This window comes from Pseudomonas sp. SED1, assembly GCF_034044025.1.
Taxonomy (GTDB): Bacteria; Pseudomonadota; Gammaproteobacteria; order Pseudomonadales; family Pseudomonadaceae; genus Aquipseudomonas.
Genome location: NZ_JAXCIS010000184.1, coordinates 1 through 7,622, shown reverse-complemented (window position 1 = coordinate 7,622; position 7,622 = coordinate 1). Strand labels below are relative to the sequence as shown.

General features: G+C 61.5%; 7 protein-coding genes. 1 reads left to right on the top strand and 6 read right to left on the bottom strand.

What is annotated here, in order from left to right; all coding sequences use genetic code 11:
* Nucleotides 1-31 precede the first annotated feature (31 nt).
* The 6 genes from SNL23_RS23975 to SNL23_RS23950 all read right to left on the bottom strand — a co-directional run bounded on the left by SNL23_RS23975 (nucleotide 32) and on the right by SNL23_RS23950 (nucleotide 6,703).
* The gene (locus tag SNL23_RS23975) at nucleotides 32-841 is read right to left on the bottom strand and encodes an ABC transporter permease (RefSeq protein ID WP_003209553.1); all 810 of its coding nucleotides are present in this window, start codon (nucleotides 839-841) and stop codon (nucleotides 32-34) included.
* The gene (locus SNL23_RS23970) at nucleotides 831-1,760 is read right to left on the bottom strand and encodes an ABC transporter permease (RefSeq protein WP_076017498.1); all 930 of its coding nucleotides are present in this window, start codon (nucleotides 1,758-1,760) and stop codon (nucleotides 831-833) included. The genes SNL23_RS23975 and SNL23_RS23970 overlap by 11 nt, the downstream gene beginning before the upstream one ends.
* A 1-nt stretch (nucleotide 1,761) precedes the next feature.
* Nucleotides 1,762-2,796, bottom strand: a complete 1,035-nt coding sequence (locus SNL23_RS23965; RefSeq protein WP_318303793.1) for an ABC transporter ATP-binding protein — start codon at nucleotides 2,794-2,796, stop codon at nucleotides 1,762-1,764.
* Nucleotides 2,797-2,976: 180 nt separating this feature from the next.
* A complete protein-coding gene (ydcS, locus tag SNL23_RS23960; RefSeq protein WP_076017496.1) occupies nucleotides 2,977-4,128 on the bottom strand; it encodes a putative ABC transporter substrate-binding protein YdcS in 1,152 nt (383 codons plus the stop codon).
* 72 nt (nucleotides 4,129-4,200) lie between these two features.
* Nucleotides 4,201-5,658: a gamma-aminobutyraldehyde dehydrogenase gene (locus SNL23_RS23955; RefSeq protein WP_172834529.1), complete on the bottom strand. Its 1,458-nt coding sequence runs from the start codon at nucleotides 5,656-5,658 to the stop codon at nucleotides 4,201-4,203.
* A 133-nt stretch (nucleotides 5,659-5,791) separates the two neighbouring features.
* Nucleotides 5,792-6,703 (bottom strand): LysR family transcriptional regulator, encoded by a 912-nt coding sequence (locus SNL23_RS23950; protein WP_003209548.1) that lies wholly within the window; start codon nucleotides 6,701-6,703, stop codon nucleotides 5,792-5,794.
* Nucleotides 6,704-6,871: 168 nt separating this feature from the next.
* Between SNL23_RS23950 and SNL23_RS23945 the strand changes: the two genes are divergently transcribed.
* Complete coding sequence (locus SNL23_RS23945) at nucleotides 6,872-7,585, top strand: tellurite resistance TerB family protein (protein WP_076017495.1); 714 nt, start codon at nucleotides 6,872-6,874, stop codon at nucleotides 7,583-7,585.
* Nucleotides 7,586-7,622 lie beyond the last annotated feature (37 nt).

The following is a 7,622-nucleotide window of genomic DNA, read 5'->3' as shown; positions in this document are numbered from 1 at the left end:
TCTCATTCCTTCAGTGGCAATGTGTTGTCAGTTATTTACCGCCACTACCGGCCACGCTTTCGCCGCCGCGGGTCAGGTAATAGGCACCCAGAATCGGGAACATCGTCACGATCATCACCAGCATCGCCACCACGTTGGTCACCGGCACATCCCGTGGCCGGCTCAACTGGTTGAGCAGCCACAGCGGCAAGGTGCGCTCGTGGCCGGCGGTGAAGGTGGTGACGATGATTTCGTCGAACGACAGCGCAAACGCCAGCATGCCGCCTGCCAGCAACGCCGAGCCGAGGTTGGGCATGATGATGTAGCGGAAGGTCTGCCAGCCGTCGGCACCGAGGTCCATCGAGGCTTCGATCAGGCTGTGGGAAGTGCGGCGCAAGCGCGCGATCACGTTGTTGTAGACGATCACCACGCAGAAGGTGGCGTGGCCGACGATGATGGTGAACATCCCCGGTTCAATCCCCAGGGTCTTGAAGGTCGCCAGCAACGCGATACCGGTGATGATCCCCGGCAGTGCAATCGGCAGGATCAGCATCAGCGAGATGCCTTGCTTGCCGAAGAACTCCCGGCGATACAACGCCGCCGACGCCAGGGTGCCGAGCACCATCGCAATCAGCGTGGCGATGGCGGCGATTTGCAGCGACAGCTTGATGGCTTCCAGCACGTCCGGCCGCGAGAAGGCCACGCTGAACCACTTCAGGGTGAAGCCCTGGGGTGGAAAGCTGAAGGCTGCCTCTTCGGTGTTGAAGGCGTAGAGGAAGATGATCAGGATCGGGAAGTGCAGGAAAACCAACCCACCCCAAGCCGCGATTTTTAAACTGAGTGAGGCTTTTTCAGAGTGCATCGAAGGCCCCCAGACGTTTGACGATGGACAGGTAAACCGCGATCAGCACGATCGGCACCAAGGTGAATGCAGCGGCCATGGGCATGTTGCCGATAGCGCCTTGCTGGGCGTAGACCATGCCGCCGACGAAGTAACCCGGCGGGCCCACCAGTTGCGGTACGATGAAGTCCCCCAGGGTCAGCGAGAAGGTGAAGATCGAACCCGCCGCAATCCCCGGCACCGACAGCGGCAAAATCACTTGCATGAAGGTCTGGCGCGGCTTGGCGCCGAGGTCTGCCGAGGCTTGCAGCAACGACGGCGGCAGGCGTTCAAGCGAGGCCTGGATCGGCAAAATCATGAACGGCAGCCAGATGTACACAAACACCATGAACCGCCCCAGGTGCGAGGTGCTCAAGGTGCTGCCGCCCACGCCGGGAATGCCCATGATGAATTGCAGCGCCGGCTCCAGGCCCAGGTGCTGCACGAACCACTGCGCCACGCCGCCCTTGGCCAGCAGCAGGGTCCAGGCGTAGGCCTTGACGATGTAGCTGGCCCACATCGGCATCATCACCGCGATGTAGAAAAACGCCTTGGTCTTGCCCGTGGTGTAGCGCGCCATGTAATAGGCGATGGGGAAGGCCACCACGGCACTGGCGATCGACACCACAATCGCCATGCTCAAGGTGCGCACGATGATGTCGAAGTTCGATGGCTGGAACAGCGCGGCGAAGTTGGCCAGGGTCAGGTCCGGCGTGACCGCCATGGTGAAGTCATCAAACGTATAGAAGCCTTGCCACAGCAAGGTCAGCAGCGAACCCAGGTAGATCGCACCGAACCAGATCAGCGGCGGCACCAGCAGCAACGACAGGTACAGGTTGGGCTTCTTGTACAGCAGGTTGGAAAACCTGCGCATCGGGGGTTGGGACAGGGCCAGGCTCATGTCACACCTCGCCTGCGATGTCGGTCAACGGCGTCATGGCTTCCCGCGCCCAGCGCGCGGTGATGGACTGGCCGATCTGATGCCCGGCGGTGGTGTCCAGCCATTGATTGTTGGCCTGGCTGATGTTCAGGGCCTGGCCGTTTTCCAGTTTCAGTTCGTAGCGGGTGGCGCTGCCCTGGTACTGGATATCGTGCAGCAGGCCGCTGACTTCTACCTCGCCACTGCCCAGCGGGCCTTCGGCGAAACGCACGTGTTCCGGGCGGATCGAGAACGGCTGCGGGTTGCCGCTCAAGCGTTGCGCCAGCTCGCCGCGAATCACGTTGGAGGTGCCGACAAACTCTGCGACGAAGGTGGTGGCGGGCTTCATGTACAGGTTGCGCGGGGTGTCGACCTGTTCGATACGGCCTTTGTTGAACACCGCCACGCGGTCGGACATTGACAGCGCTTCGGTCTGGTCGTGGGTGACGAAGATGAAAGTGATGCCGAGCTGGCGCTGCAACTTCTTCAGTTCGCTTTGCATCTGCTCGCGCAGCTTCAGGTCCAGAGCGCCCAAGGGCTCATCGAGCAGCAGCACACGAGGACGATTGACCAGCGCACGGGCCAAGGCCACCCGTTGACGCTGGCCGCCAGAGAGTTGCACCGGCTTGCGGTCGCCGTAGCCGCCGAGGGCAACCATGCCCAGGGCTTCTTCGGCACGGTCAAGGCGTTCGGTCTTGCCCACGCCTTTGACTTTCAGGCCGTAGGCCACGTTGTCCCGCACGTTCATGTGGGGGAACAGCGCGTAATCCTGGAACACGGTGTTCACGTCGCGTTGATAGGGCGGCAAACCGGCGGCTTCTTCACCGTGAATGCGGATGGAGCCGGCACTCGGCTGCTCGAAACCGGCGATCAGGCGCAGGCACGTGGTTTTGCCCGAGCCGGAAGGGCCGAGCATGGAAAAGAACTCGCCGTCCTGGATATCGATGGAAACCCGGTCAACGGCTTTCACTTCGCCGAACTGACGGGAAACGTGGGTGAATTGGACTGCAAGCGTCATCGTGCGGTGCTCCAAAAAAGGCGCGTCTTGTGAAAATTAAATCGGAGGTAGAGGTGATCGTTCCCACGCTCAGCGTGGGAACGCCTCCTGTGACGCTCTGCGTCACGACGTTAAAAGCGGACGCGGAGCGTCCAGGGCTGCATTCCCACGCGGAGCGTGGGAACGATCAACTAGGGCGGGCTAGCGGCCGCCCATGATCGCGATGTAATCCTGGGTCCAGCGGCTATACGGCACAAACTTGCCGCCTTCAGCCTGCGGGGTTTTCCAGAAGGCGATCTTCTCGAACTGGTCGAAACCGTTGGTCTTGCAACCCTCTGCGCCGAGCAATTCGCTCTCCTTGCACGCAGCGGGAACCGCCGGCAACGAACCGAACCACGAGGCCACGTCACCCTGGACCTTCGGCTGCAGAGACCAATCCATCCACTTATAGGCACAGTTCGGGTGCTTGGCTTCGGCGTGCAACATGGTGGTGTCCGCCCAGCCGGTAGCGCCTTCCTTCGGAATGGTCGAGGCAATCGGCTGTTTCTCGTTGACCAGGCCGTTGACCTGGTACGGCCACGCGCTGGACGCCACCACGCCTTCGTTCTTGAAGTCACTCATTTGCACGGTGGTGTCATGCCAGTAGCGGTGGATCAACGGTTGCTGGGCGCGCAACAGGTCGAGCACGGCCTTGTACTGGGTTTCGGTCAGTTCGTACGGGCTCTGGATGCCCAGTTCCGGCTTGGTAGCCTTGAGGTACAAAGCCGCATCGGCGATGTAGATCGGGCCGTCATAGGCCTGCACACGGCCTTTGTTTGGCTTGCCGTCCGGCAGGTTCTGCGCTTCAAACACCACGTTCCAGCTGGTGGGCGCGGTCTTGAACACGTTGGTGTTGTACATCAACACGTTCGGGCCCCATTGGTACGGCGTGCCGTACGTTTGCTGGCCGACGACATACCACGGCGCATCTTTGAGGCGCGGGTCGATGTTCTTCCAGTTGGGAATTAGCGAGGTGTTGATCGGCTGCACGCGCTTGCCGCCGATCAGGCGCAGCGAGGCATCGCCCGACGCGGTGACCAGGTCGTAGCCGCCCTTGGCCATCAAGCTCACCATCTCGTCAGAGGTGGCGGCGGTCTTGACGTTGACCTTGCAGCCGGTCTCTTTTTCGAAACCGGTGACCCAGTCGTAGTTCTTGTCGCTTTCGCCACGTTCGATATAGCCGGGCCAGGCGACGATATCCAACTGGCCTTCGCCGGCGCCGACCGCCTTGAGCGGTTCGGCGGCCTGGATACTGACACTGGCCAGCAGCGCGGTGGTCAGGGCACTGAGCAGTGCGGTCTTGTGCGCAGACATGGGGGTTCCCTCTTCTTTAATTATGGTCGGGGCAGTTTTTGCAGCAGGTGATGCGAGAGCGTAGTTGTTGTTTTAAAGATGCTGGCCGTGGCGCGCCATGATGTGCCGCACCACGCTGTAGTCCTGAAGCGAATCACTGGACAGATCTTTCCCATACCCCGAACGCTTCAAGCCGCCGTGGGGCATTTCGCTGACCAGCATGAAATGGCTGTTGATCCAGGTGCAGCCGTATTGCAGGCGCGACGCCACCTGCATGGCCTTGTCCAGGTTCTGGGTCCAGACGGAGGAGGCCAGGCCGTATTCCGAGTCGTTGGCCCAGTCCACGGCCTGCTCCAGCTCGTCGAAGCGGGTCACGGTGACCACCGGTCCGAACACTTCGCGCTGCACGATTTCATCATTCTGTTTGCAACCGGCCAGCAAGGTTGGCTGGTAGAAGAAGCCGGCGCCGGAATGCACGGCGGCGCCGGTGATGCGTTCGATATGTGGCTGGCCGAGGGCACGTTCGACAAAACTGGCCACCCGGTCGCGCTGGCGGGTGCTGATCAGCGGGCCGAGTTCGTTGTCGGCATCGCGCTTGCCGGCAAACCGCAGGCTGCTGACGGCGGCGCCGAGGTCGGCCACCAACTTGTCGTGAATGCCCGCCTGGGCGTAGATGCGGCACGCGGCGGTGCAGTCCTGGCCGGCGTTGTAATACCCGTAGGCGCGCACGCCTTCGACCACGGCTTGCAGGTCGGCGTCGTTACACACGATCACTGGAGCCTTGCCGCCCAGTTCCAAGTGGGTGCGCTTGAGGGTCTTGGAGGCGGCCTGGAGGATTTTTTGCCCGGTGACGATATCGCCGGTCAACGACACCATGCGCACCTTCGGGTGGCTGACCAAATGGCTGCCGACGCCTTCGCCGCCGCCACACAGGATGTTGATCACCCCGCGCGGCAACAGCTGGCTCAGCACGGGCGCCAGGGCCAGGATCGACAGTGGCGTATGTTCCGAGGGCTTGAACACCAGGGTATTGCCGGCGGCCAGGGCCGGGGCGATCTTCCAGGCGGCCATCATCAGCGGGTAATTCCAGGGCGCAATCGAGGCGACCACGCCAATCGGGTCGCGGCGCACCATGCTGGTGTAGCCCGGCAGGTATTCACCGCTGAGCTGCCCGGTCTGGCAGCGCACGGCACCGGCAAAGAAGCGGAACACATCGACAGTGGCACTCAAATCGTCCTGGCGCGCCAGGTGCAACGGCTTGCCGCAGTTCAGCGATTCCAGGCGGGCGAGGTAGTCGGCTTGTTTTTCGATGGCATCGGCGATGCCCAGGAGAATGTTCGAGCGCTGTTGGGGCGTGGTCCGTGACCAACCGGCAAAGGCGCGGTGGGCGGCGAGAATCGCGGCTTCGACCTGTTCGGTGCTGGCTTCGGCGATGTGGGTGAGGATTTCACCGGTGGCCGGGTTGATGATCGGCTCGACAAAACCTTCGCCTGCGACCAGTTCGCCGTCGATCAGCAACGCAGTGAGCAGCGGTGTGGGCGCGCCAGACATTTTTCGCGATCTCTTTTCTTGTGTGGTCATGGCTGTTCTCTTACGAGGCGCCTGACCTTCTCTTATGGGATGAGCAGAGACTAGAGGTCAGGCGCGAGGTCAACAAATACTAAATACTGAAAGCAGCATTCGATTAAATAGATGGCTTGCGTGGGTGGGGCTGTTCACGGGCTACCGTCAGGAACGGGTCCACCAACGCCGGGCGCGCCGTGCCCCGGCGCCAGGCCAGGCCCACGTCGAGGGTTTGGCTAAGGTCGGCAATCGGCCGGGCTTCGATAATGTCGCCTTCCAGGGACCAGGGGCGGTAGGTCATGTCCGGCTGGATCGACACGCCGAGGCCGGCGGCCACCAGGCTTCGTACGGCTTCCGTCGAGGCGGTGCGCAAGGTGACGCGGGGTTGCAGCCCGGCGCCGGTCCACATGCGTTGGGCGTTGTGGCCCATTTCATCGACGTTCAGTTGAATCAGCGGTTCGCGGGCAACGTCGGCGAGGTTGATGCTGTCGTGTTCCAGCAGCGGGTGCTGGGCGGGCAGCCATAAACGATGGGGCGAGTGGGTGAGCACTTCGGTTTGCAGGGCGTGGCGGTCTTCGAGGTTGGAGAGGATCAGCACGCCAACGTCGATTTCACCGCTGACCAGCAAGTGTTCGATATAGGGGCGTTCGTCTTCCATTACGCGGATTTCGACATTGGGGTAGGCGCGCTGGAAACGCGTGAGCAAATCCGCCAGGTAGTAGCCGGCGACCAGGCTGGTCACGCCGATGATCAATTGCCCGGCGACCTGATCGGTGCTCTGTTGCAGGCTGCGCTTGGCGTTGTCGACGGTGGCAAGGATCAGGTGCGCCTGGCGCAGGAACTGGTGGCCCTGGTGGGTCAGGGTCATGCCCTTGGCGTGGCGGTTGAACAGGTTGACGCCGATTTCCTGTTCCAGTTGCTGGATCGCCAGGGTCAGGGTGGACTGGGAGATGAAGGCGGTCTGGGCGGCGGCGGAGATCGAGCCGGTCTCGGCCACGGCGATAAAGTGACGGATCTGACGCAAGGTCATCATGCTGGAATTACCAGTGGGGTGTTTTTATAGATTTGTTCGAGTGTATATCGTTTTAATTGAGGGGTAAGCGCGTTACATCTGGAAGCACTCTAGATCGGGGGTTTTTGGCACTTAGTTTTACGCTGGGAGCCTATTGGTCCTGTGAACCCTAGTTTCTGGAGGCTGTGAATGAATACCCGTGGATTGCTCGATCAACTGCTCAAATCCGGGCAGGACATGTTGCAGAACAAGGCTGGCGGGCAGCGCAAGTCAGATGACAAAGGTGCCCTTGGCGGCCTGCTGGGCGGCGGCGGGTTGGGTAGCTTGCTCGGCGGTGCCGGTGGTGGGGCCCTCGCGGCTGGTGCCATGGGCCTGTTGATGGGCAACAAGAAAGCCCGCAAGTTTGGCGGTAAGGCGCTGACCTACGGTGGGTTGGCGGCGCTGGGGGTGATTGCCTATAAGGCGTATGGCAACTGGCAGGCGCAGCAGGCCAATGCGCCTCAGGGCGAGCCGCAGACCATCGACCGCCTGCCGCCGGCGCAAGTCGAGCAGCATAGCCAGGGGATTTTGAAGGCGCTGGTGGCGGCGGCCAAGGCTGACGGGCATGTGGATGAGCGGGAGCGGGCGTTGATCGAAGGGGAGTTTTTGAAGCTGGACAGTGATCGTGAGTTGCAGCAGTGGTTGCATGCTGAACTTAACAAGCCTCTTGATCCGGCAGATGTGGCTAGGGCTGCCAGCACTCCGGAGTTGGCTGCCGAGATGTATATCGCCAGTGTGATGTTGGTGGATGAGGAGAACTTCATGGAGAAGTCGTATCTCGATGAGTTGGCGCGGCAGCTTAAGTTGGAGCCTGGGTTGAAGGCTGAACTGGAGAAGCAGGTGCGGCAGGCTGTGGTGGTTTGATTGGGTACATATCCGTTATTTAGGTAACGGCTACTTA